This window comes from Novosphingobium sp. TK71 (assembly GCF_055361505.1).
This window is the reverse complement of the sequence record NZ_CM143962.1, coordinates 1,934,338-1,957,436: the sequence shown is the minus strand read 5'-3', so window position 1 is coordinate 1,957,436 and position 23,099 is coordinate 1,934,338. Positions and strand designations below refer to the sequence as shown.

General features: G+C 66.1%; 16 protein-coding genes and 1 riboswitch. Of the genes, 7 read left to right on the top strand and 9 right to left on the bottom strand.

Going from position 1 to position 23,099, the window contains the following annotated elements:
- Positions 1-55 precede the first annotated feature (55 nt).
- From ACXJ16_RS09030 to ACXJ16_RS09015, 4 genes are read right to left on the bottom strand one after another with little or no spacing between them, the layout of a single operon-like run.
- Positions 56-832: a DeoR/GlpR family DNA-binding transcription regulator gene (locus ACXJ16_RS09030; RefSeq protein ID WP_054440198.1), complete on the bottom strand. Its 777-nt coding sequence runs from the start codon at positions 830-832 to the stop codon at positions 56-58.
- Positions 805-2,106: an MFS transporter gene (locus ACXJ16_RS09025; RefSeq protein WP_156336735.1), complete on the bottom strand. Its 1,302-nt coding sequence runs from the start codon at positions 2,104-2,106 to the stop codon at positions 805-807. The genes ACXJ16_RS09030 and ACXJ16_RS09025 overlap by 28 nt, the downstream gene beginning before the upstream one ends.
- 2 nt (positions 2,107-2,108) lie before the next feature.
- Positions 2,109-3,257, bottom strand: coding sequence for an FMN-dependent L-lactate dehydrogenase LldD (lldD, locus tag ACXJ16_RS09020; RefSeq protein ID WP_324698483.1), 1,149 nt, complete (start codon positions 3,255-3,257; stop codon positions 2,109-2,111).
- Positions 3,257-4,684 carry an FGGY-family carbohydrate kinase gene (locus ACXJ16_RS09015; protein WP_463920465.1) on the bottom strand — a complete coding sequence of 476 codons (1,428 nt, stop codon included), beginning with the start codon at positions 4,682-4,684 and terminating at the stop codon, positions 3,257-3,259. The genes lldD and ACXJ16_RS09015 overlap by 1 nt, the downstream gene beginning before the upstream one ends.
- 125 nt (positions 4,685-4,809) lie before the next feature.
- Here ACXJ16_RS09015 and ACXJ16_RS09010 point away from each other — a divergent pair, with 125 nt between their 5' ends.
- The 5 genes from ACXJ16_RS09010 to ACXJ16_RS08990 all read left to right on the top strand — a co-directional run bounded on the left by ACXJ16_RS09010 (position 4,810) and on the right by ACXJ16_RS08990 (position 13,860).
- Positions 4,810-6,921, top strand: coding sequence for a bifunctional rhamnulose-1-phosphate aldolase/short-chain dehydrogenase (locus ACXJ16_RS09010; protein WP_054440203.1), 2,112 nt, complete (start codon positions 4,810-4,812; stop codon positions 6,919-6,921).
- Positions 6,922-7,003: 82 nt separating this feature from the next.
- Positions 7,004-8,296 (top strand): L-rhamnose catabolism isomerase, encoded by a 1,293-nt coding sequence (rhaI, locus tag ACXJ16_RS09005; RefSeq protein WP_054440205.1) that lies wholly within the window; start codon positions 7,004-7,006, stop codon positions 8,294-8,296.
- A gap of 156 nt (positions 8,297-8,452) precedes the next feature.
- Positions 8,453-11,872 carry a glycosyl hydrolase gene (locus ACXJ16_RS09000; protein WP_443478142.1) on the top strand — a complete coding sequence of 1,140 codons (3,420 nt, stop codon included), beginning with the start codon at positions 8,453-8,455 and terminating at the stop codon, positions 11,870-11,872.
- Positions 11,873-12,029: 157 nt separating this feature from the next.
- Positions 12,030-13,037: an LLM class flavin-dependent oxidoreductase gene (locus tag ACXJ16_RS08995; RefSeq protein ID WP_324698493.1), complete on the top strand. Its 1,008-nt coding sequence runs from the start codon at positions 12,030-12,032 to the stop codon at positions 13,035-13,037.
- A gap of 16 nt (positions 13,038-13,053) precedes the next feature.
- On the top strand, positions 13,054-13,860 hold the full coding sequence (locus ACXJ16_RS08990) for an IclR family transcriptional regulator (protein ID WP_324699011.1): 807 nt from the start codon (positions 13,054-13,056) through the stop codon (positions 13,858-13,860).
- An 18-nt stretch (positions 13,861-13,878) separates the two neighbouring features.
- On the opposite strand, the gene ACXJ16_RS08985 is transcribed toward ACXJ16_RS08990, so the two are convergent.
- Both ACXJ16_RS08985 and ACXJ16_RS08980 read right to left on the bottom strand, forming a co-directional pair.
- Positions 13,879-14,949 carry a glycosyltransferase family 4 protein gene (locus ACXJ16_RS08985; RefSeq protein ID WP_185997863.1) on the bottom strand — a complete coding sequence of 357 codons (1,071 nt, stop codon included), beginning with the start codon at positions 14,947-14,949 and terminating at the stop codon, positions 13,879-13,881.
- Positions 14,946-15,851, bottom strand: coding sequence for a UDP-2,3-diacylglucosamine diphosphatase (locus ACXJ16_RS08980; protein WP_463920461.1), 906 nt, complete (start codon positions 15,849-15,851; stop codon positions 14,946-14,948). The genes ACXJ16_RS08985 and ACXJ16_RS08980 overlap by 4 nt, the downstream gene beginning before the upstream one ends.
- A gap of 184 nt (positions 15,852-16,035) precedes the next feature.
- Between ACXJ16_RS08980 and ACXJ16_RS08975 the strand changes: the two genes are divergently transcribed.
- On the top strand, positions 16,036-16,710 hold the full coding sequence (locus ACXJ16_RS08975) for a response regulator transcription factor (protein WP_054440211.1): 675 nt from the start codon (positions 16,036-16,038) through the stop codon (positions 16,708-16,710).
- 117 nt (positions 16,711-16,827) lie between these two features.
- On the opposite strand, the gene ACXJ16_RS08970 is transcribed toward ACXJ16_RS08975, so the two are convergent.
- The 3 genes from ACXJ16_RS08970 to ACXJ16_RS08960 form a co-directional block, all read right to left on the bottom strand.
- On the bottom strand, positions 16,828-17,403 hold the full coding sequence (locus ACXJ16_RS08970) for a TMEM165/GDT1 family protein (protein WP_054440213.1): 576 nt from the start codon (positions 17,401-17,403) through the stop codon (positions 16,828-16,830).
- An 89-nt stretch (positions 17,404-17,492) separates the two neighbouring features.
- Positions 17,493-17,624, bottom strand: a riboswitch (yybP-ykoY riboswitch).
- Positions 17,625-17,732: 108 nt separating this feature from the next.
- Positions 17,733-20,435 (bottom strand): TonB-dependent receptor domain-containing protein, encoded by a 2,703-nt coding sequence (locus ACXJ16_RS08965; RefSeq protein ID WP_463920458.1) that lies wholly within the window; start codon positions 20,433-20,435, stop codon positions 17,733-17,735.
- Between the two features lie 102 nt (positions 20,436-20,537).
- Positions 20,538-22,154, bottom strand: a complete 1,617-nt coding sequence (locus tag ACXJ16_RS08960; RefSeq protein ID WP_054440217.1) for a beta-helix domain-containing protein — start codon at positions 22,152-22,154, stop codon at positions 20,538-20,540.
- A gap of 296 nt (positions 22,155-22,450) precedes the next feature.
- On the opposite strand from ACXJ16_RS08960, the gene ACXJ16_RS08955 reads away from it, so the two are divergent.
- Complete coding sequence (locus ACXJ16_RS08955; protein ID WP_185997860.1) at positions 22,451-22,825, top strand: tetratricopeptide repeat protein; 375 nt, start codon at positions 22,451-22,453, stop codon at positions 22,823-22,825.
- Positions 22,826-23,099: the final 274 nt, after the last annotated feature.

Here is a 23,099-nt window from a genome sequence, read left to right as displayed (position 1 = left end):
GTTCCGCGCTCCGGAAGACTTACTGGCTGCGCCGCAAGGAGCGGACCTTCCTTCCTTAAACCACGATCACCTTCACCCCGAGATCCCGCAGCCGTTCCGCCATATCCTGCGGCACGCCCGCATCGGTGATAACCACGTCCACCTCGTCCAGCCCGCAGACGATCGCGCCCGAGGAGGAGCGGAACTTCGAGCTGTCGACCATGAGGATCACTTCCTCGGCCCGGTCCATGAACCGGCGCTCGGCGGCGACGAGGATCACGTCCTGTTGCATCACCCCCTGAGGTCCGACCGCCGCCGCGCCCATGAACAGCTTGGGCGCGTGGAAGCGCGGCATCGAATCCTCGCCCGCAGGGGCAAGGACGATGTTCTGTTCGCGAAACACAGTGCCTGACGGCAGCAGCACCCGCGTTCCGGTCTGCGGAAGCAGGGTGTGGACGATGTGCAGCGAGTTGGTCAGCACCTGCATGTCCAGCCCGTCGAGATAGGGGCACATCTGGAGCGTGGTGGTGCCGCCGTCGATCATGATCCCCTCGCCGGGGCGGCAGAGCTGGGCGGCGGCGCGGCCGATGGCCTGCTTGGCGGGCAGGTTCTGGGTGATGGACTGCTCGAAGGGCGTGCCTGCCAGACCCTGGGGCCTGTCAGGCTTCTCGTCCTCGGGCAGCTTGGCGCCGCCGTGGACGCGCAGGATGCGGCCGGATTCCTCCAGCCGCGTCAGGTCGCGCCGGATCGTGGCCGGCGAGGCGTCGAGCTGGGCTTCGAGAGCACGGTAGCTCACGAAGCCCGTATCGGCGACGGCCTCGAGTATCAGGCGTTCGCGTTCCTCGGCGTGCATGCGACTTGTGCTTCCTTTTGAGTCCGGCCGGGATCGGCCTGTTCGGCTTCGAGCTGTTCTAGCGACTTGCCTTCGTTGCGCGGCGCCCAGAGTGCGCCGATGATCCCGCTGATGACAAGGAACCCGGTAAGAATCCAGGCAAGGTTCGTAAAGCCCGTGGCGTTGAGCATGGGCACGAAGAAGCTGAACACGCCCAGCGAGATGCGCACGATGGCAAAGCACACGCCCTGCGCGGTGGAGCGCAGCATGGTGGGGAACATCTCCGAGCTCCAGAGCTGGAAGAAGCTCTGCGCGCCGAAGCCGCCGCCGAATTGCAGCAGGAAGACATAGAGCAGCGCGACCGGGATCGTCAGCGGGAATACCGCCAGCAGCATCATGCCCGCGACCTGAATAACCGCGGAGACGATGAACAGCGTGCGCTGGTTCACCTTGTCCGACAGGCGCATGAAGATGAACGTCACCGAGATCATGGCAACGAAGAACGAGACCGCCTGAATGGCGACGCTCTGGGCCTGGGTGGCCGCGCCCATCGTGCGCAGGATATAGGGGAAGAAGAAGCCGTTGGTACCGGCCCAGAGGTTCCAGAACCCGTACATGCCCACGAGCCCGAGGATCGAGGCGAGGTACTTGCCCTTGAAAAGGCTGGAGACCGGCGGGCGCTTTACCTCGGATTTCTGGGCTTCCACCCAGCGCTCCGATTCCTTCATCTTCGAGCGCAGCAGGGTAAGGCCGAGTGCGATCACCACGAGGTGCGCGAAGACGATCCGCGCGCCGAGCACGCCGAGCGAAGTAAGCGCGAGGCTCATCAGCAGCACCACGACCGGGCCGAGATACCACAGCGCCTGCGCCACCCCGGAATGCTTGCCGCGCTTGTTGTCCGGCGCCTGTTCGGCGATCAGCGACCAGCTTGCGGGAATGTCCGCGCCCACGGCGAGCCCGACGATCAGGAAGCCGACCACGATCATCCACGGCGCTACCGCGAAGACCAGCATCGACATGCCCAGCGCGTAGATCAGCATGTCCCACTGGTAGATCTTCTTGCGGCCCAGCTTGTCACAGAGCCAGCCGCCGATCAGCGCACCCACGCCCGCGCCGATGGCGTTGGGGCCGAAGGCGGCGATCAGGCCGACGAAGTCGTTGGAGAGGTGGTAGCTTTCCTGCCAGAGCGCGAGCGCGGCCGAGCCGGCGACGATCGAGCCGGCGTCGATATAATTGGCGAGGCCGGCGAGTATGGTATTGCGCCAGTTGTCCTCTTGTCCCGTGGTTTCAGTCATTTTCAGGTCCCTCCCGCCAGGATCGTTCTGTCGATCTCTGCGATTTTCGTCGTGCCGGTGAGCGCCATGGCGACGCGCATCTCGGCCTCGATCAATTTCAGCATCTTGGTCACGCCCGCCTCGCCCCCGGCGCCGAGCGCCCAGGCCCATGCGCGGCCGAGCAGCACGCCCCTGGCGCCCAGCGCCAGCATCCGCACGACGTCGAGGCCGGAGCGGATGCCGCCGTCGGCCAGCACGGTCATGCGGTCTCCCACGGCGTCGGCGATGGGGGGCAGGGCGCGCGCGCTGGAAAGCACGCCGTCAAGCTGGCGGCCGCCGTGGTTGGAAACGACGAGCCCGTCCGCGCCGAGTTCGGCGGCTTCCTTCGCATCCTCGGGATCGAGAATGCCCTTGATGACCAGCGGGCCCTTCCATTCCGAGCGGATGAAATCGAGATCGCGCCAGTTGATCGAAGGGTCGAAGTTGTTCCGCATCCAGGCGAAGAAATCCTCGATGCCGGTGCGGCCCTGAAGCACGGGGGCGACATTGCCCAAAGTGTGGGGCCGTCCGTTGAGGCCCACGTCCCAGGCCCATGACGGGCGCATCATCGCTTGCGCCGCGCGCCATGCCGCGCCCTTCAGCCCGCCGGTTCCGGCAAGTCCGGTGTGATAGTCGCGGTAGCGGCTGCCGGGGACGGGCATGTCCACCGTGAAGACAAGCGTGGAACAGCCTGCCTCGACCGCCTTGGCCAGCAGGTCCTTCATGAAGGCGCGGTCGCGGATCATGTAGAGCTGGAACCAGAACGGCTTGCTCGCCGCCTTGGCCACTTCGCCGATGGTGCAGGCACCCACGGTGGAGAGCGTGAAGGGAATGCCCGCCTTGTCCGCCGCGCGCACCGCCTGGCATTCGCCGCGCCGGGCATTGAGTCCGGCCAGCCCGATCGGGGCGAGGGCGACGGGCAGGGCGAGCTTCTGGCCGAACAATTCGGTCGAGAGGTCGAGCTGCGAAACGTCGCGCAGCACCCGCTGGCGCAGCGCAAGGTCAGCAAGGTCGGAGACATTGCGCCGGAGCGTTGCCTCGGCATAGGAGCCGCCGTCGATATATTCGAACAGGAAGCGTGGCAGGCGGCGGCGGGCGGCCTCGCGGAAGTCGGGGATGGAGGCGGTGATCATCAGGCAAGCTCCCGCATGTGCGCGCGCCACTTTTCGCGGTAGGCCATGAGATCGCCTTCGAGCGGCTCGACACGGCGCAACCCGCCTTGCGCTTGCAGCAGCGGATTGATCAGTCGCAGCGCGCCGAACGAGACGTCGTTATGCGCGTTCGCGACATAGACTTCGGTTTCCGGCCGCAGCGCGGCGAGGGCGCGCACGAAGACTTCGGCATCGGCGAAGCGACCCTCGATCAGCAGGCGCTCCTTCGAGCGGATCAGGTCGAGCGAGGTGTCGGCCACCATCGCCGCATAGAGGCAGATCGCGGCACGCCGCGCGTACCAGGTGCCGGCCCATTCCTCGGGCTTGTCCACCCAGTCTGCCTTGCCGTGAGGGAACGGTCCGAAACCCGGCGCGAGCGTGGGCATCATCATCGTCCCGCGTTCGAGCAGGCCCGGCACGGCGTCCATCAGCCTGGGCTGGTCGGGTCGGATGTCGACGCGGCGGGTGTCGATCTGGATTACCGATTCGATCTCCCGCCCGCCCATGAAGCGCGCGGAAGGCACCGGCCAGCCATAGGCATCGACATTGACGAGGGTGTCGCGCGCCTCGGGAAGGGCGGCGATGGAGAAGGTCTCGGCAGCAAGGCGCATGGCGATGAACCAGGTGCCGGTGGAGAGAATCGTCGCCTCCTGCCGCGCGATCTCGGCAAAGCCGCGCGCGGCGAGCAGCGCGGCGTTCGAATCGTGGAGGCCTGCCAGCACCTGGGCCGTGGCCGGAAGGCCGGTCTCGGCGGCGATCTCGGGTCGGAGCGTGCCCACCACGTCGCTCGCCTTGACCACGGGGGCAAAGCGTTCCGCCCAGCCGAATCGTTCGGCGATGGGCGAGAATCGCGCATCGGCGGGGCACCAGAGATCGGTGTGGCAGCCGAGGCTGGTCACTTCGCTCGCGGCCTTGCCGGAGAGGAACCAGGCCCAGTACTGCGCCCAGGGAACGAGCGTGGCGCGGGCCATCTCCTCGGGGTGGCGGCGGGCCATCCAGTAGACTTGCGTGCCGAGGTTGAGGCCGTCGGGCAGGGCGGGGCTGCCGGTGAGGGTGAAGGCGTCACGCTCGCGCCGATAGTCGGCCATCACGTCTTCGGGGACGGCCTGTTCGTAGTCGAGCGGGGGGAACAGCAGGCCCCAATTGCCATCGGCGCCGTCGAGAGCGGCGAACCCCGCGCCGTGGGCCACGGGGATGATCGCTTCCACCGGATGGCCGGACCAGCCGCGCAGCGTGGCGCGCAGCCATTGGCCGATTCCCTCGACGTCGAGAACACGCAGCCCGTCATGCTCGCAGGGGACGTTGGGGCGTACCTGACGGTCGATCATGCGCCCGCCGCGCGTCCACAGCGTCACCTTGCTGAGGGTCTTGCCGATATCGACGACGATGAATGTACCGGTACCCGTCATGGCTCTCCAACCATCCTCCAACCCAAACACGCTCTGACCAATTATGATTGACTTTGATGATCGAACGTGATCGTTTTGTAGCGAAACAGATTGCTCATGCAAGCACGAATTGGTAGAGGATGACTATGGATACCATGACCGCTTCCCGCCCGGCTGCGATACCGTTTGCCGTTCCTTCCAGCCGCTGGGACGATTCGCTGGCCGCGACGCTGTCTCCCGAGCAATTGCTGCTTTATCGTTCGAACCTGCTGGGTTCCGATCTGACCGTCACCAACTTCGGCGGGGGCAATACCTCGGCCAAGCTGGCGGAAGTGGACCCGCTCACCGGCGAAACGGTGGAAGTGCTGTGGGTGAAGGGTTCGGGCGGCGACATCGGCTCGATGAAGCTCGACGGTTTCGCCACGCTCTATCAGGACAAGCTGCTCGGCCTTGAGGCGCACTATGCCGGGCCGGAAGACGACGACAAGATGGTCGGCTATCTGCCGCACTGCACCTTCAACCTGAACGCGCGCGCCGCCTCGATCGACACGCCGCTGCACTCGCTGCTGCCTTTCGCCCATGTCGACCATGTTCACCCGGACGCGATCATCGCGCTGGCCGCCAGTTCGGGCGGCGAAGCGGCAACGCAGGAAATCTGGGGCGGCAAGATCGGCTGGCTCGGCTGGAAGCGCCCCGGCTACACGCTCGGCGTCCAGCTTCGCGACTATGTGGCGGCCAATCCAGGCGTCGAGGGCGTCATGCTTGCCGGTCACGGCATCATCTGCTGGGCCGATAGCGCCAAGTCCTGCTACGAACACACTGTCGAGCTGATTGCGGATGCGGCGAACTATCTCAACGCCAAGCTGGGCGAGAAGCCTGCCTTCGGCGGCGCGGCCCATGGCACTGCCGGGAACCGCGCGGAGATCGCCGCCGATCTCATGCCGCGCCTGCGCGGTCTGATGACCGGCGCGCGCCGCAAGCTGGGCCACTTCTCGGACGACGCCGAAGCGCTGGAATTCGTGAACTCGGCGGAGTTCGAGCGTCTGGCCGGTCTCGGCACCTCGTGCCCCGATCACTTCCTGCGCACCAAGATCGCTCCCCTGACCCTCGACCCTACGCGTCTTCAGGACCAGGACTATCTGGCTCAGAAGATTGCCGATTATCGCGATATGTATGCAGCCTATTACGAGCGCTGCAAGCGTCCCAACTCGCCCGCGATGCGCGATGCCAACCCGGTGGTCGTGCTGGTGCCGGGCGTGGGCCGCATCACTTTCGCCACCGACAAGACCACGGCGCGCCTTGCCGGGGAATTCTACGGCAACGCCATCAACGTGATGCGCGGCGCGGAGGCCATCGGCGACTATATCGCGCTCGACGAGCAGGAAGCGTTCGACATCGAATACTGGCTGCTTGAGGAAGCCAAGCTCCAGCGCATGCCCGCACCCAAGCCCTTGGTCGGCCGTGTGGCGCTCGTCACCGGCGGCGCCGGCGGCATCGGTGCCGCCACCGCCGCACGCCTGATGGCGGACGGGGCCTGCGTGCTGCTGGCTGACCGCGATGCGGGTGCCGTGGAGGAAGTCCGCGCCGGTTTCGCCAAACAGTTCGGCAAGGACGTGGTCCGCGCCGCCGTTTGCGATGTGACCGACGAGGCGCAAGTCTCCGAAGCCTTCGCCGTGGCCGCGCGCGAATTCGGCGGGCTCGACATTCTGGTTGCCAATGCCGGTATCGCCTCGTCAGCACCGATCGAGGAGACCACGATCGAACTGTGGAACCGCAATTACGACGTGCTGGCGCAGGGCTACTTCCTCACCAGCCGCGCCGCATGGCCGCTGCTGAAGGGCATGAAGGAGCAGGGCGGCACTTCGGTGGTGTTCATCGGGTCGAAGAACGGCGTCGCGGCGGCCACCAATGCCTCGGCCTATGCTTCCGCCAAAGCAGCGGCGAACCACCTTGCGCGCTGTCTGGCGCTGGAGGGCGCGCCGCACGGTATCCGCGTCAACGTGGTCAATCCCGATGCGGTCATCAAGGGCAGCAAGATCTGGGACGGCGACTGGCGCAAGGAGCGCGCGGGCGCGCACGGGATCGACACCGGCAAGGAACTGGAAGAACACTACCGCAACCGCTCCATGCTGAAGCGCGATGTGCTGCCTTCCGACATTGCCGAGGCGGTTTATTTCCTGGCCGGTGACCAGTCGGCGAAATCGACCGGCAACATGATCAATGTCGATGCGGGTAACGCACAGGCGTTCACGCGCTAAGAGATGTTTTTCGGGGGAATGCACGAACCGGCGCATTCCCCTTTCCGGCATCGCGGTGCCGGATGCGGAAGAGGATAAGAAAATGAGCAGACTGCCGATTTCCGATGAACTGATCGCCGAAGCCAATGCCCGCGCGGCAGATGCGCTGGAGGACGAATATGCCTCGCTCGGCCGCAAGCTGGAGCGTTCTGGCATCGCCATCGATGCGATCAAGGACAAGGTTTCCGCCTTCTCGGTCGCCGTTCCCTCGTGGGGCGCTGGCCGGGGCGGCACCCGCTTCGCAAAGTTCCCGATTGCGGGCGAACCCACCAACATCCATGAAAAGCTGGAAGACTGCGCCGTCATCAACCAGCTTTCGCGCCTGACCCCGCGCGTCTCGCCGCATTTCCCGTGGGACAAGGTGAGCGATTACAAGGCGCTGCGCGAGGAAGCGGCCAGCCTTGGCCTTGGCTTCGATGCGGTGAACTCCAACACCTTCCAGGACCAGAAGGACCAGGCGCACAGCTATTCCACCGGTTCGCTCTCCTCGACCATCGAGGCGACGCGCCAGCAGGCGGTGGAGCACAACATCGAATGCATCGAGATCGGCCAGCAGCTCGGCTCCACCGATCTCACCGTCTGGGTGGGGGACGGCACCAACTTCCCCGGCCAGCAGGACCTCGGCCGCAGCCTCGACCGCTATCTGGATGCCGCCGCACAGGTCTATGCCGCGCTGCCCGATGACTGGCGGATGCTGCTCGAACACAAGATGTTCGAACCGGCGTTCTACTCCACCGTCATCAGCGACTGGGGCTCCTCGATCCTCGCCGCTCAGGAACTGGGCCCCAAGGCCAAGTGTCTGGTCGACCTTGGGCACCACGCGCCCAACGTGAACATCGAGCAGATCGTGGCCCGCCTCCACCGCTTCGGCAAGCTGGGCGGCTTCCACTTCAACGACAGCAAGTACGGCGATGACGATCTCGATTCGGGCTCGATCAACCCGCACCAGCTGTTCCTGGTGTTCAACGAACTGGTCGAGGCCGAACTGGCTCCGCGTGACGGCTTCAAGCCCAGCTACATGATCGACCAGTCGCACAACGTGACCGATCCGATCGAATCCATGCTGTCCTCCGCCGAAGCCATCGGTTCCTGCTATGCCAAGGCGCTGTTGGTGGACCGCGAGGCGCTGCATCTCTCTCAGGAAGCCAACGACACGATGATGGCCTTCCAGGCGCTGCGCCGTGCCTACAATGTCGATGTCAGCCCGATTCTGGCCAAGGCGCGCGTCGAGGCGGGCGGCGCGGCGGACGTGCTGGGCGTCTACCGCGAAAGCCGCTGGCGCGACCGCAAAGCGCAGGAACGCAAGGCCGTGGGCCTCGGCGCCGGGATCGTCTGATCTCTTTCGCATCCTGAAATACTGCCGGACCAAAGGGTAACAAGCCCTGCCGGAAAACCCTTCTCGCCGGGACTCCCCGTCCCGGCGGCAAGGTGAAGACAAGACTGCTGCAATAATAAAAAATCTACACAACCATTTGGATTTGGGAGGGAAATTATGCCGATCCAATCGTTTCGTACCGTGCTGCGCGCTGCAACCGCACTGACCTCGGCGCTGGCTGCGATGCCTGCCGCCGCGCAGGAACAGGTGCCCGTCGCCGAAGCCGCTGCTTCTACCGCTCCACTTGAGGACCAGTTCCGCGATCCGCCCAATTCCGCCCGCCCGCGCGTGTGGTGGCACTGGATGAACGGCAATATCTCGAAGGACGGCATCGCCAAGGACATGGCGTGGATGAAGCGCGTCGGCATCGGGGGATTGCAGAACTTCGACGCCAATCTTCAGACCCCGCAAGTGGTCGACAAGCGCCTCGTCTACATGACGCCGGAGTGGAAGGACGCCTTCCGTTTCGCCGCGCACGAGGCGGACCGGCAGGGGCTCGAACTCGCCATCGCCGCCTCGCCCGGATGGTCGGAAACCGGCGGCCCCTGGGTTCAGCCGCAGGACGGCCTGAAGAAACTGGTCTGGTCGGAGACCCCGGTAGCCGCCGGGCAGCGCTTCTCGGGCAAGCTTTCCGCGCCGCCTTCGGCGACCGGGCCCTATCAGGCGCTGGGTGCCGCGGTGTCCATCGAGGAGATGATCTCCGGTCATCCCGCCCCTCCGGGGCCGTCGTACTACGGCGATGTCGGCGTCTTCGCTTACCCCGAATCCGTCGAACCCGCAGTCGCCTTGCCGCGCGCGGCGGATGGGCTGGGCAATGTGCTCTCCGCTGCCGCGCTGTTCGATGGCGATCTTGCCAAGGGCGTAACCCTGGCCCGCAAGGAAGGCGAGGCGCCCAGCCTGCGGCTCGACTATGCGAAGCCGGCCCGGATCTCCACCGCGACGGTCTTCGTGCCCGATGTGGTGGTTCCCTTCGCCGGAGCCGCTTTCACGGGCGCGCTGGAATCGAGCGCGGACGGTAACACGTGGACGCCGATCGCCACGTTGACGCTGGGTGCCGTACCCACGACCGTCAGCTTCCCCGCCGTTACCGCCGCGCATTTCCGTGTCGTGCTCAATCCTCGCAAGCAGGACGGCGGCCTCGGATCGCCCGCGCCGGGCATTGCCATGGACGGATTGTTCGACGGCGTCGGCGCGATGCTGGCGAAGAAGCCGCTGGTCGTCGGCACCTTCACGCTCGATGCCGCTCCGAAAGTAGACCGTTTCGAGACCAAGGCCGGCTTCGTGATGAGCCGCGACTATTACGCGCTGGAGGAGCCGAAGGACGGTGCCGCCGGTATCGCCCCCGCCAGCGTTGTCGACCTCACCGGCAAGCTCAAGGCGGACGGCACGCTCGACTGGCAGGCCCCGGCGTTGCCCAAGGGCCAGCGCTGGCGGGTGCTGCGCATGGGCTATTCGCTGCTCGGCACCACCAACCACCCGGCACCGCCCGAGGCGACCGGGCTTGAGGTGGACAAGTTCGATGGCGACGCGGTGCGCCGTTATCTCGATCACTACATCGGCATGTACAAGGATGCCGCCGGGCCGGACATGATCGGCCAGCGCGGCGTGCGTGCGCTGCTCACCGATTCCATCGAGGTGGGAGAGGCGAACTGGACGCCGAAGATGCTGGAGCAGTTCCAGCGCCTGCGCGGCTATGACGCGCGGCCCTGGCTGCCGGCGCTGACCGGCGTGCTGGTGGGCACGCGCGCGCAATCGGACAAGTTCCTCTACGACTATCGCCGCACCCTGGCTGACCTGCTGGCCAGCGAGCATTACGGCACCGTCGCCAGGGTCGCTCACGAGAATGGCCTCAAGGTCTATGGCGAGGCGCTGGAAGACAAGCGTCCGATGCTGGGCGACGACATGACCATGCGCAGCCACACGGATATCCCGATGGCCGCGATGTGGACCTTCCGCGAGGAAGGCCCGCGCCAGACCCTGATCGCCGACATGAAGGGCGCGGCTTCGGTCGCGCATCTCTACGGCCAGAACCTCGTCGCGGCGGAATCGATGACCGCCTCGATGTCGCCCTGGGCCTTCGCGCCCAAGGATCTGAAGCGCTTCATCGACATGGAGTTCGTCAACGGCGTCAACCGCCCGGTGGTCCATACCTCGGTCCATGTGCCGGTGGACGACAAGAAGCCCGGCCTCTCGCTCTTCATCTTCGGCCAGTATTTCAACCGGATGGAAAGCTGGGGCGAGATGGCCAAGCCCTGGGTGGACTATATCTCGCGCTCCTCGCTGCTGCTTCAGGCGGGGCGGAACGTGGCCGACGTGGCCTACTTCTACGGCGAGGAAGCACCGCTGACCGGGCTCTATGGCGACAAGCCGGTGGCTGATGCGCCGGTTTCGCACGCTTACGATTTCCTCAGCTACGATGCGCTCACCGGCTTGCTCACCAACGAGGGCAACGAGGTCGCCGCGCCCGGCGGCGCGCGTTACCGGGCGATCTACCTCGGTGGTTCGTCGCAGCGCATGACATTGGGAGCGCTGAAGAAGCTCGCCGCGCTGGTCGAGGGCGGCGCCACGGTGATCGGCGATGCGCCGGTCTCGACGCCCAGCATGGCAGGGGGCATGATGGGCCCGCAGGACGCGGAATGGTCGGCGCTGGTGGCGAAGCTCTGGCCGGGCAGCGGTGACGCCGCAGTCGGAAAGGGCCGCGTGATCGCCGGCAAGGACGTGGAAGGCGCGCTTAGCAAGCTGTCGGTGGCACCGGATTTCACCTTCACCGGAGCAGAGGCGAATACGAAAATCCCCTTCGTCCACCGCCGCGACGGGCAGGGCGAGATCTACTACCTCTCCAATCCGCAAGGCGCGCAGTCCATCGAGGCGCGCTTCCGCGTCACCGGCAAGGCTCCCGAACTCTGGCACCCGGAAACCGGAACCAGCGAGCCGGTAAGCTACCGCATGGAGAATGGCGAGACGGTCGTGCCGCTCTCGCTGGCCGAAGGTGACGCGGTCTTCGTGGTGTTCCGCAAGGCGGCCGCGAAGCAGAGCCTTATACTGCCCGCCAGGCCGGTGCAGGCGCTGGCTTCGCTCGACGATGGCTGGACGGTGCGGTTCCAGGCCGACCGCGGCGCTCCCGCCTCGATCGAGATGCCGAAGCTTGCCCCGCTCGAACAGAATGCCGAAGCCGGGGTGAAGTACTTCTCCGGCGAGGCGACCTATTCGCGCAGCTTCAACCTGCCGAAGGGTGCGAAAGCGGGGCAGCCGCTTTGGCTGGACCTCGGGCAGGTGGGCGACCTGGCGGAAGTCACGGTGAACGGAAAGCCGGTGGGTGCGGCGTGGCATGCGCCTTACCGGATCGATATCGGCAAGGCCGTGAAGAACGGCGCCAACACCATCGAGGTGAAGGTGGCCAATCTCTGGGTCAATCGCCTCGTCGGCGATGCGCAGCCCGGCGCGAAGCCGATCACCTGGACGGCGATGCCGACCTATCGTGCCGATGCGCCGCTCAGACCTTCGGGGCTGATCGGCCCGGTCAAGCTGGAGAAGTAAGGCAGGAAAGCTCCCGGAGGGCTCTTCCTCCGGGAGCCGCTCCGGTGCCCTGCGGCGGCTGGCGGCGGGCGGGCTTCGCCAACTCATCGCCCCCGCGCCTTGCCGCCTCGGCCCCGGCCGCTAGGCTCCTGCCCGAGAACGAACGGGACAGGGCACGATGGGCGAACTCGGCTTCGGCTACCTTTACGATTTCCGCAATCCCGGCCCGTGGCGACGGGCGCCGGAAGCGCTTTATGGCGAAATTCTCGACGTCGTTGCCGAAACCGAGGCGCTGGGCTTCGACGGGGCCTGGGTGCCCGAACACCACCTCGCCGGGGACGGCTACATGACCTCGCCGCTGGTGGCGCTTGCGGCCATCGCTGCGCGTACGAAGCGGATGCGCATCGGTGCTGGCATCGCGCTTGGCCCGCTCTACGAGCCGCTGCGTTTCGCCGAGGACTGTGCGGTGCTCGACACGCTTTGCGGTGGGCGCTTGGCGATGGGGCTCGCCATCGGCTACCGGGCGCGCGAATATGCGGCCCACGGCCTCGACTTCACCCGGCGCGGTGCGCGGTTCGACGAATTCCTGAGCATCGTCCGGCGGCTCTGGGCGGGCGAGACGGTGGACTTCGAGGGCCGCCATTTCCGCCTCGAAGGCGCGCGGGTTTCGGCGCTGTCGAGCCGGGGACAAGTGCCGCTCTACATCGGTGGCTTCGCGCCCAAGGCGATGGAGCGGGTGGCGAGGTATGGCGACGGGTACTTCGGCAATCTCGATATCTGGCCGCTCTATCGCCAGAAGCTGGAGGAGCAGGGCAAGGACCCGGCGCTTGCGAAGATCTGGCTGCAGGAACTGATGCTGGTCGTCGCGCATGAAAAGGCGGCTGCGGTCGAGGAACTGGCGCCTTATTTTCATCACGTCAGCAACACTTATGCGGCGTGGATGGCGGAGGACCGGGCGATCGGGATCGAGGATGCGGCGATGAAGCCGATGGACCTCGATACCTTCAAGCGCAGCGGCGTGCTTCAGGTGCTTACCCCGGCCGAGGCGGTGGACCGCTTCCGCGCCCTTCGCGACAAGGCGCCGGTTGAGCATTTCACGATGATGATGCCGCCGGGCCTTCCGGCGGAGCGTTTCCTTGCCTATGCCCGGACCTTCGCGGATGAAGTGATCCCGGCATTTCGGTGAGGCAGGCTTGAGCACGGTGACGGAGCAGGACGGAACGGCCGCGGAAGGCGTGGGAGCGCGGGCGGCCTCGCCGCAATCGGTGACGCGCGTGGTCCGCCTGCTCGAAGCCCTCTGCGCGAGCAGCGAGCCGCTGTCGCTGGCGGACCTCAGCCGCCGTCTCGCCACGCCAAAAAGCAGCCTCGCGGCGCTGCTGCGCGGGCTGGCAGAGGAAGACTTCGTGATCGGCGCGGATGGCACCTGGCGGCTGGGCCCCGGCGCCTTCGGCCTCGGCAGTGCACTGGCCGAGGCACGCCGCCGCCTGCAAAGCTCCGATCTGATCCGAGACGGCATGCGCCGCCTCTGCGCCGCGACGGGCGAAACCGTGCTGTTCGCCGTGGGCGACGGGGAGGGCGACCAGCTCACTTATGTTGACATGGTAGAGAGCCGCAACGTCGTGCGCTATTCGGTCAGTGTCGGAGACCGGCGCCCGCTTTACGCGACGGCGGGCGGACGGGCGCTGCTGGCGACATGCTCACAGGATGCGACCGACAGTTACCTGCGCCGCCTGAGCGCGCAGGCCTTTACCCCGGCAACGCTGGTGGATCGCAAGGCCCTGGCCGCTGCCATTGCCGATGCGCGGGAGCAGGGCGTCGCCCAGACCGTCGATCAGGCGGCGGACGGCGTAACCGGCACTGCCTCGGCCATTCGCGATGCCGCGGGGCTGGTGCTCGGCGCCTTGGTCGTGGCCGCGCCCACCCCGCGCGCGCAGGGCCGGCTGGAGGATCTTGCGCGGCTGGTGCAGCAGGAGGCGGCGGATATCTCCCGCAGCCTCGGTTTTCGCTGAGCGCCGCGCCGCAGCGCTTTACGCGGCCGCGCGTCTCGGGCTTTCGGCGGCTTCGAGAGCGGACTGGATCGTCGTCAGGAACTGGCCGGTCGCCCGCTGCCACGAGAAGCGCGAGCCCAGCAGCGCCGCGTCCTCGCGCCGGACCGTGAGCGCGGCCGCGATCGCCCGTTCCAGCACCGCGTCCACCGCGCCTGCCGGAGCGCGAAGGCCTTCGTCCACCCCGCATCCGTCGCGGCCGAGGATGTCGACCGGGCCGGTTACCGGATAGGCGGCGACCGGGGTGCCGCAGGCCAGCGCCTCGATCACCACGAGGCCGAAGGTATCGGTAAGGCTGGGGAACACGAAACAGTCGGCCGCGCGGTAGGCGCTTGCCAGTTCGTCACCCGAAAGCGCGCCGAGGAACAGCACGTCCGGATAGCGCCGTCGCAGGCTTTCCAGGGCGGGGCCGTCGCCGACCACGACCTTGCTGCCGGGCACGGGTGCGTCGAGGAAGGCTTCGAGGTTCTTTTCCGGCGCCACGCGGCCGACGTTCAGCAGGACCGGGCCGGGCAGGGCGGCCATCGCCGGGTGCCGCGTGCCATGCGGGTGGAACTGGGCATGGTCGATGCCCCGGCTCCAGCGGCGGGTGTGGGAGATACCGCGTCCGGCGAGTTCGCGTGCGAGACTGTCGGTCGATACCAGCACGGCCTGGCTCGGGGCGTGGAAGCGCTGCATGATCGGCCAGAACCGCTCGGCGCTGAGCCCGGTGCGCACGGCGGCATATTCGGGGAAGCGGGTGTGGAAGGCCGAAGTGAACGGCACTCCGCGCGAAAGGCACCAGCCGCGAGCGGCCCAGCCGATCGGGCCTTCGGTGGCGATATGGACGATCTGCGGCTGCGCCTTGTCGAGCATCCGGCGCACCCCGAAGCGCGGTGCCATGGCCAGGCGGATCGAGGCATAGCCGGGCATCGGCACCGTGAAAAACCGGTCTGGAGTGAGGGTTTCCACCTCGTGCCCCAGCCGCACCAGTTCATCGAGCGTGGCCGAGAGCGAGCGGACGACACCGTTGACCTGCGGCAGCCAGGCGTCCGTCGCCAGGGTGAGCTTCACTCCGCCGCCTCGGCGCGGATCGCCTCCACGCCATCCGCCGTGTGGCCGCCGGTCTCGGCGATCCAGTCGACGATGGCGATATGACCCTGGAGGTCCTCGACCAGCGCGGTGCAGCTCTCCACCCAGTCACCGTCGTTGTAATACGTGATGCCGCCGAACTGGCGGATCTCGGCGCAGTGGATGTGGCCGCAGACCACGCCGTCGAACCCGCGCGAGATCGCCTCGTTCGCCACGGCTTCCTCGTAGCTGCAGACGTACTGGACTGCGTTCTTCACCTTCTTCTTCATGTAGGCGGAGAGCGACCAATACGGCATCTTCAGCTTGCGCCGCACCGCGTTGAACACGATGTTTGCCCGCAGCAACGCGCCGTAGGCCTTGTCGCCGAGGAACGCGAGCCATCTGGCGTAGAGCACCACGCCGTCGAAGGCGTCGCCGTGAGTGACCAGCAGGCGACGACCGTCGAGCGTTTCGTGCACCGCTTCAAGCACCAGTTCCACGCCGCCGAACGTCAGTCCTGCATAGTCGCGCAGCATCTCGTCGTGGTTCCCCGCGACGAAGACCACGCGGGTGCCCCGGTGCGCCATCTTGAGGATGCGGCGGATCACCTCGTTATGGGCATCGGGCCAGTACCACCCCTTGCGCAGGCGCCAGCCGTCCACGATGTCGCCTACGAGATAGAGCGTCCTGCATTCCACCGAGCGCAGGAAATCCACCAGCATCTCGGCATTGCAGCCGCGCGTGCCGAGATGAACGTCGGAGATCCAGATCGTCTCGTACTTGCGTTTGGGCCGGAAGCCTTTCGGGTCCGGCAGGTCGAGCCAGGCGGGAATGTTGGTGCCGGCAAAGGCGCCTGCATTGTCGCCGGTGGTGCATTCGAGAAGGGTGTCCACGTCTTTCCGCATCGGTTGCGCCCCCGTTCCAGTTGCCGGGATATTCCCACTTTCGCGTTGCGGCGCGGTGACGGTTGCGGGTCACTTCGATGACAGGCGGGTTCGGCCCGTGTTTTCATGGTGATGTCACCGATATGTCACCTGTTCGTCACACTGGCGCGGCAAGTAGCCGCCCGTAGCTAATGCGCAGGGGGCCATGCGGCGGATCGACATATTGCTGGCGAGCGAGCTTTCCGGGGGCCATGCGGCCTTTCGGCACGACGATTTCGACGTCCTCCTTCACCGCTGGACCGACTTTGCTGAGCTTCCGCTGATCGAAGGCGCGCTCTGGGTCTTCATCGACTGGGTGCTGCCCGAAATGTCGGGCCTTGAGCTGTGCCGCCGCCTGCGGGCCGACAGTCTGACCTCGCATGCACATGTCACGATCGTGCTGGAGGAAGACAACGTCGATGATCGCAAGCGTGCGCTGCGCATGGGCGCGGATGACTACATGGTAGGTCCGCTGACCCGCTCGGCCCTGCTGGACCGGGTGCTGGGCGCCAATATCAGCGAGCAGGACACCGCCAACGGCCGCGTCCTCGCGCAGGGTGAACTGTCGGTGGATGTCGCGGCGTTCCAGGCGCGCTGGCAGGGCAGGCCGATCTCGCTGATGCCCAACGAACTGCGGCTGCTGCGCTACTTCATCGAGCATCCGGGCCGGGTCTTCACCCGTACCCAGCTGATCGCCGCGCTGGGCAAGCAGGAGCCGCCAGTGGACGAACGCACGGTGGACGTCTGGATCGGCCGCCTGCGCCGCGCGCTGAAGGGTGTGGGTGCGGGCAATCCGCTGCGCACCGTGCGCTCCCTGGGCTACGTCTTCGACGCGATCTGAGCTGCCGGACGAAGCCGAGGGCTCGCCATCTGCTGCCGAGGCGGCGTCTTTACGGCTCCGCCGTCCCCCGCAAGGCGAAAGATTTACCTCGCGAGGGCGCGGAAACCGCAGGGATCGTCAGCCCAGCAGGCCCGCAGTCTGGGCAAGAAGCCAGAGGCCGATCACCAGGAACAGCAGCGCCGCGATCGTGCGCACCACGTTCAGCGGGACGCGCTTGATGATCTCGTTGCCGAGGAACACCGCGGGCACGTTGGCCAGCATCATGCCGATGGTGGTGCCGGCCATGACCGGGAGCACGCTCTGGAAACGGGCGCCCAGCGCGATCGTGGCAAGCTGGGTCTTGTCGCCCATCTCGACGAGGAAGAAGGCGATGGCGGTGGCCACGAAGGGCCCGAAGCGGCTGGGCTTGGGCTCGTCGTCTTCGTCGAACTTGTCGGGGATCAGCGTCCATGCGGCCATGGCGATGAAGCTGACCGCAACGAGGTAGCGGAACCACTGGCCGTCGAGGAAGGCGGAGGCCTGCTCGCCGACCAGCGCTGCGAGGAAGTGGTTGGCGAGCGTCGCCACGAAGATGCCGCCGACAATGGGCCAGGGGCGCTTGAAGCGAGTGGCGAGGACGATCGCAAGCAATTGCGTCTTGTCGCCGATTTCGGCGAGCGCGACCACGGCGGTGGACGTCAGCAGGGCTTCCAAGTGAATTCTCCGGGCCGGGCAACAGACAAGACAATAGCGCGGCAGAACCCGCCCGGCCGGACGGAACTGCAACGCCATTGGTCTCGCCCGGACGGATTTTCCGTCCTCCTGTGCGCCATGGTCTCTCGACCAAGTATGTTGACGACAGGTCCTGCTGGTCTTGTCCGGGCGATGGCCGGGGCAAGGGGGCGCAGGCGGCTACTCCCCAGATGACAAGCCGGCCCTTAGCGCGGGCGACCGGTGCTGGCAAAGAAAAAAGGACCGGCCGCATCGCTGCGACCGGTCCGTCAGTTGCCGTAGGGAGGGCAGGCGCCTCCCTGGTGAGATCGTCAGAACTTGGCCGTGGCCGAAAGCGAGAAGACCCGGCCGAGGGCGTAAGTGTTGAAGTCCACGCGGCCGTCCTCGAAGGTCTGGTATTCGAGGTGCTTTCGCCCGGTGAGGTTGCGGCCTTCGAGCTTGAGTTCCAGTTCCCTGCCGGCCAGTGCGATCCCCTGGCGCAGCACCACGTCCACGCGCAGGCCGGGGTATTCGATGACGTCGGGCTGGCGGATGCTGCCCACCAGGCCACGGCTGACCGAACGCTTGCTGGCATAGCTGAGCAGGATCGTCTGCTGCGAGAGGCCGGAGGTGTCCTCCATGCCGAGCTGGAAGTTGAGCAGGTGTTCCGACTGCCCGGTGAGCGGCGCGCCGTTCTGGAAGTAGTCGCTGGCAAGCTGGGTCGTGCTGGCGCCGTAGATGTCGGTGGTGTCTTCCGCGCCGACCTTCAGCTTCGACTTGGTGTAGGTGTAGTTGCCGATCAGCACGAGACGGCGGTTCTCGAAGAAGGCGCCGCCGATCGTATCGAGATCGACGTTCTTCTGCACTTCCAGCTCGCCGCCGTAGAGGTCCGCCGCAGGGGCGTTGGCGTAAGTTGTGATGAAGCTTTCGGAGCCGGCGAGGATCGATTCGATCGGGTTCTTGATGTGCTTGTAGAAACCGCCCACCGAAACGCGCTGGTCACGCGCGAAGTACCATTCGAAGCGGGCCTCGGCGTTGGTGAGCTGGCTGTCCTTCAGGAACGGGTTGCCGCGATAGGTGCGGTTGCTGTCGGGATCGTAGAAGTTCTGGTAGACCAGCTCGCGGAACTGCGGGCGGGCGATCGTCTTCGAGCCGTTCACGCGGACCTGCATGCCGGGCTCAAGCTCGTAAGTGAGCGTGAGGGCAGGCAGGAAGTATTCCTTCTTGAGGCCGGTGGTCGGCGTGGCCACCCCGCCGACCGGGCGAAGGACGGTCGTCTGCTTGGCATATTCCCAGCGCACGCCGGCGTCGATCGAGAGGCTGTCGGTGATCTGGCCATCGACCTTGCCGTAATAGGCATGGTTGAGCAGGCGGGCATCGAACTGGCCGACGTTGGCGGTCAGGTCACGCAGTTCGAGGTTGTAGTTGATGCCCGAGGCATCGTTCAGATACCACATCCCCGGCTGCAGCAGCACGTCGAGCCGCAGCAGGCCGAAAGCCTGGATCAGCGACTGGTTGCCGCTGGCATAGACGCCGAACTGGCGGTTGGTGTTGGTGCGCCGGTTCAGCTGATAGGCATAGCCGGCGGTGCCGCGCCAGCCGTCGAAGAACTGGCGCGAGACGTCGACGCCGGCCGACCACACGTCCTCGCTCAGGCGCGAAAAGCTGATCGTGGTGGGATCGACCGCCCCGGTGCCCATGGTGTTGACGAAGTTTTCGCCGAACTGGGTGCCGTCGTTGGTGCGGATATATTCGGAGTCGATCTCGAACGGCGAGAGGCGCTTGGAGTTGGCAAAGCCGGCGCGTACGTCGATCGAGGTCTTGTCGTCCGGCTTGAACTCACCGGTGAACTGGGTGTCGAGCAGCGCGCGTTCGTACCAGGCGGTCTTCTGCGAGATGTAGTCGACGTCCTGGTTGCTCTCCTGGTGGCCGGCGCGAAGGCGCGTGAACTTGCTGGTGTCGTGAATGTAGAGGTTGGTCCAGCGGATGGAGTTGTCGCCCCATTCGAGGCCGAGGCCCAGCATGCCGTTGACGATGATCCGGTTGTCGGTGCTGACCGTGCGGTAGTCTTCCCAGAGATTGTCCGGGTTGGCGCTCAGCCCCTGTGTAAGCTGCTGCACGGCATCGCGGGTCTGGGTCTTGTTCGAGTAGCCGGCCGCCGCGATCACGCCCAGCGTGGCGTCGCCGAGTTCGGCGCGCGTACCCGCCGAAAGATCGGCCGAGAAGTTCGGCTGCATCTTGTCGACCTTCTGGACCACCGAGTTGCGGCCCCGGAACAGCGTGCTGCCGATTTCAAGCGCCTGGTCGCTGCCCGAGCCCATCACGGTGTCGCTCTTCAGGTAGGCCTTGAGCGGGGCGGGAAGCGAGCGGTTGCCGTTGTCGTAGCCGGTCCAGTCGGTCTGGCTGCCGTAATAGGTGTAGCCCAGCTTGTTGGTGGTTTCGGTATCCCAGCCGATGCCGCCGCCGATGGTCAGGAAGCTTTCTTCCGGGATAGACTTGGTCGTCAGGTTGATGACGCCGCCGCCGAATTCGCCGGGGAAGTTGGTCGAATAGCTCTTCTGTACCAGCGACGAGGCGATGATGCTGGTGGGGAAGAGGTCGAGCGGGACGACACGCTTGAGCGGCTCGGGGCTGGGCAGCGGCGAACCGTTGAGCAGTGCGAGCGAGTAGCGGTCGCCGAGGCCGCGAACATAGACGTAGCCGTTGCCGACCACCGAAAGGCCGGTGACGCGGCCCAGCGCGCCGGCAATGTCGCCTTCGCCGGTGCGCGCGATCTGCTCGCTGGAAAGGACCGAGATGACCTGCGGGGCCGTGCGCTCGATGTTGCGGCTGCGCTGGCCGGTAACGATGATCGCACCGCCCGGGATCGAGACGTCGGGCGCCTCTTCTCCGGCCGCCGCGTCATCCGCCGGTTGAGTGGGAACGGCGCCGGCAATGCCGGAGGCGGGAGCGGAAGTGCTGTCCTGTGCCCACGCCGCGGTCGGCGCGAGCAACGCGGTGGAGAGCAGCAGCGTGACGAGCCGCGGCTTGATCATGGATTGTCCCCCTGGAACACGTAACGGATGCGATCGGATCGGATGCGAACGGGGGGCGGCCAGCTTGGACCGCCCCCCTTTGTTATGCTGCGGGCGGTCGGATCAGACGGTGGGCACTGCGGTGCAGGCGCTGTTCGATCCGAGGTTCGCGTTGGTGGTGTCGCAGGTCCAGCCGCGATACCAGGTGTCCGAAGCGTCCTTGACCGCGCCGATATAGGTGACGTTGGTGAAGAAGCTCGAGAGCGTGGACAGGCTGGCGTAAGCCGGGACCGCGGTTTCGCCGGCGCCGTTGACGAACGTGCTCGTCAGCGTCGAGGTGAAGGCGGCGTTGTTGTTGGTGCCGGCGTTGAATGCGGCCTGGACGGCGGCATTGTCGTAAGTGCCGGTGCCGAGGAAGGCGCCGGTGCCGCCGCAGGTCATCACCACCGAGTGGGCGGTGAGGGAGGTCGCGGCAGAGCCGCCTGCGGTGGTGCCGTTCTGGCGGAGGCACTCGTTCGTCGGGGTGTAGACCACGCCGTTGACGAGAGTGACGTCCGAGTTGCCGCGGAACAGCATCGAGGCCTGGTTGCCGCTGTTGCCCGAGCCCACGCTGGTCTGGACGGCGGTGAAGTTGGCGACGGTGATCTTGGTGCGCGGATCGTCGGCTTCGTTGCCGTTGCTGTCGAACTCGAGGAACGAGTCGCCGGCGTTCGGCTTCTGCACGATCAGGGCGAACTGGACGTTCGCCTGGACGCCGGTGTCGAGGTCGAGGCTGTCATCGTCGGCATTGATGGCGACGTAGTGCTTCAGGTTGAGCGCACCGCCGAAGAATTCGGAGCCGTCGTCCGAGCTGTTCACCGACTGGATGTATTCGAGCTGGGTGCCGCTGCCGATGCCGCCGCCGGTAAGCGACTGGAGTTCGTTGCCCGGAGCGAGCGAATAGCCCGAGAAGCGGATCTGCACGTACTTCATGCTGCCGGCGTTGTAGGTGTTGTCCTGGCCGCCGAAGTTCGCGGGATCTGCCGCGCCTTCGGTCACGCGCTCGCAGTTGTTGCCTGCGGTGGTGCCCATGCCGGTCGAGCAGTCGGTGATCTCGCCGCGCCCGAGCAGCACGACGCCGCCCCACTGGCCCATCGAATCGTTGGTGTTCGAGCCCTGGATGTTCTGGAGGCTGGTGAAGATGATCGGCAGTGCGGCGGTACCTTCCGCCATCAGCTTGTTGCCGCGGTTGACGGCGAGCCAGGCCGGAGCCGAGGTGCTGTCGCCATAGACGATCGCGCCCGGCGCGATGGTCAGCGTCACGTTCGTGTCGGCGCTGAGCGTCCGCGCGCCGCAGGCGACGGTCGTGGTGGCGAACGTCGAAGTTGCGGTCGGCGCCTTGAAGCCGCCGTCGCAGCCCACGTCGACGCGGCCGTTGAGGCGATAGACCACGCCGGTGCGCTTGGGCAGCGTCGAGCTGACGTTGACCAGCGCGGGCAGGGTGCAGACGCGCCAGCTGCCTTCGGGGCCTTCGATGGTACCGTCGTTGCTCAGCACGAGGCCGCCGGTGGCCGCGGTGCCGGGGCACTCCGCCGCTGCCTCGACCAGGCCGGTGCCCGGGGTCGGGGTGGGCGTGGGAGCCGGGTTGTTGATGTCCACGTCGATCGAGCCGGCGCCCGGCGAGGAGATGTCGTCGGCGCCGCAGCCGGCGAGAGCGAGTGCGCTGCAGCCCAGAAGCAGCACGCCATGAATGGTCTTCACGTGAATTCCCCCGTTGGTCAGGTCGGAACGAGACGGCGAGTCCGCCTTCGCTGAGCGCGGGGTCTAGGGCTGAGGGGTGACAGTTTGTTGGCGATACCGTGACAGAAATCTGCACTTATACGACGACAGTGTGACCATGAGGGGCAAGTGAGGCTCCCGGCGGGTGCGACTCGCGGTTGTCGGGCCGGTTCACACGTCCATTGCAGTTTTATGACAGTAACGTCATTTTCTTGCGGAGCGACTTGGCTGGGCGGATGTTGCTGATAGTCCACAGATAGAGAAACGGGAGAACCGCCATGTCCCTCACTGCCCTTGCCGCCACCCTCATGCTCAGCCAGGCCGCCGCCACGCCGATGACCGATGTGCCGCGCAACGACCGCGTGGAAGTGGCCTATACCGAGCTTGCGGCCGGGAATGCGGATGCTGCCGTGCGCAAGCTGGAGGGCTCCGGCGCGGCCCGGTCGGACGATCCCGCCACCTTGATAAATCTCGGTACGGCCTATGCCGCCAATGGGCAGACCGAAAAGGCGATAGCGGCCTATCGCGCCGCTGTCGGCAGCTCGGATCGCTACGATCTGCAACTGGCCGACGGCAGCTGGGTCGATTCGCGTGCAGCTGCCCGGCTGGCGCTCAACAACCTGCTGCGCGCCAATGCGCGGGCGTCTCGCTAGGCGATTTCGAAATTAAATCGTTCTAACTTCGGGAGCTACCGAATTTTCCCCAAGGAATTGGCGGATACTGGCCATTTTGAGTACCCCTGAAGTATAAGGGCTCATGCGCAGAGGGATGGGCGCAGGCTGGGATCGCTGAACGGAAATCGGGTGTGACGATTGCAACATGGCTGTCGATTTGGCCGTGTTGTCGTCACACTTCTGTCATCAGGATGGAGCACTGCGCCCTCATACGGAGGGCATGGTGATTCGATACGCTCAGTTTCAGATCCGC

Excerpts from the sequence above, each read along its gene's own strand:
- ACXJ16_RS09030 (WP_054440198.1), bottom strand. The coding sequence starts at position 832 with ATGCACGCCGAGGAACGCGAACGCCTGATACTCGAGGCCGTCGCCGAT.
- ACXJ16_RS09025 (WP_156336735.1), bottom strand. The coding sequence starts at position 2,106 with ATGACTGAAACCACGGGACAAGAGGACAACTGGCGCAATACCATACTC.
- lldD (WP_324698483.1), bottom strand. The coding sequence starts at position 3,257 with ATGATCACCGCCTCCATCCCCGACTTCCGCGAGGCCGCCCGCCGCCGC.
- ACXJ16_RS09015 (WP_463920465.1), bottom strand. The coding sequence starts at position 4,684 with ATGACGGGTACCGGTACATTCATCGTCGTCGATATCGGCAAGACCCTC.
- ACXJ16_RS09010 (WP_054440203.1), top strand. The coding sequence starts at position 4,810 with ATGGATACCATGACCGCTTCCCGCCCGGCTGCGATACCGTTTGCCGTT.
- rhaI (WP_054440205.1), top strand. The coding sequence starts at position 7,004 with ATGAGCAGACTGCCGATTTCCGATGAACTGATCGCCGAAGCCAATGCC.
- ACXJ16_RS09000 (WP_443478142.1), top strand. The coding sequence starts at position 8,453 with ATGCCGATCCAATCGTTTCGTACCGTGCTGCGCGCTGCAACCGCACTG.
- ACXJ16_RS08995 (WP_324698493.1), top strand. The coding sequence starts at position 12,030 with ATGGGCGAACTCGGCTTCGGCTACCTTTACGATTTCCGCAATCCCGGC.
- ACXJ16_RS08980 (WP_463920461.1), bottom strand. The coding sequence starts at position 15,851 with ATGCGGAAAGACGTGGACACCCTTCTCGAATGCACCACCGGCGACAAT.
- ACXJ16_RS08975 (WP_054440211.1), top strand. The coding sequence starts at position 16,036 with ATGCGGCGGATCGACATATTGCTGGCGAGCGAGCTTTCCGGGGGCCAT.
- ACXJ16_RS08965 (WP_463920458.1), bottom strand. The coding sequence starts at position 20,435 with ATGATCAAGCCGCGGCTCGTCACGCTGCTGCTCTCCACCGCGTTGCTC.
- ACXJ16_RS08955 (WP_185997860.1), top strand. The coding sequence starts at position 22,451 with ATGTCCCTCACTGCCCTTGCCGCCACCCTCATGCTCAGCCAGGCCGCC.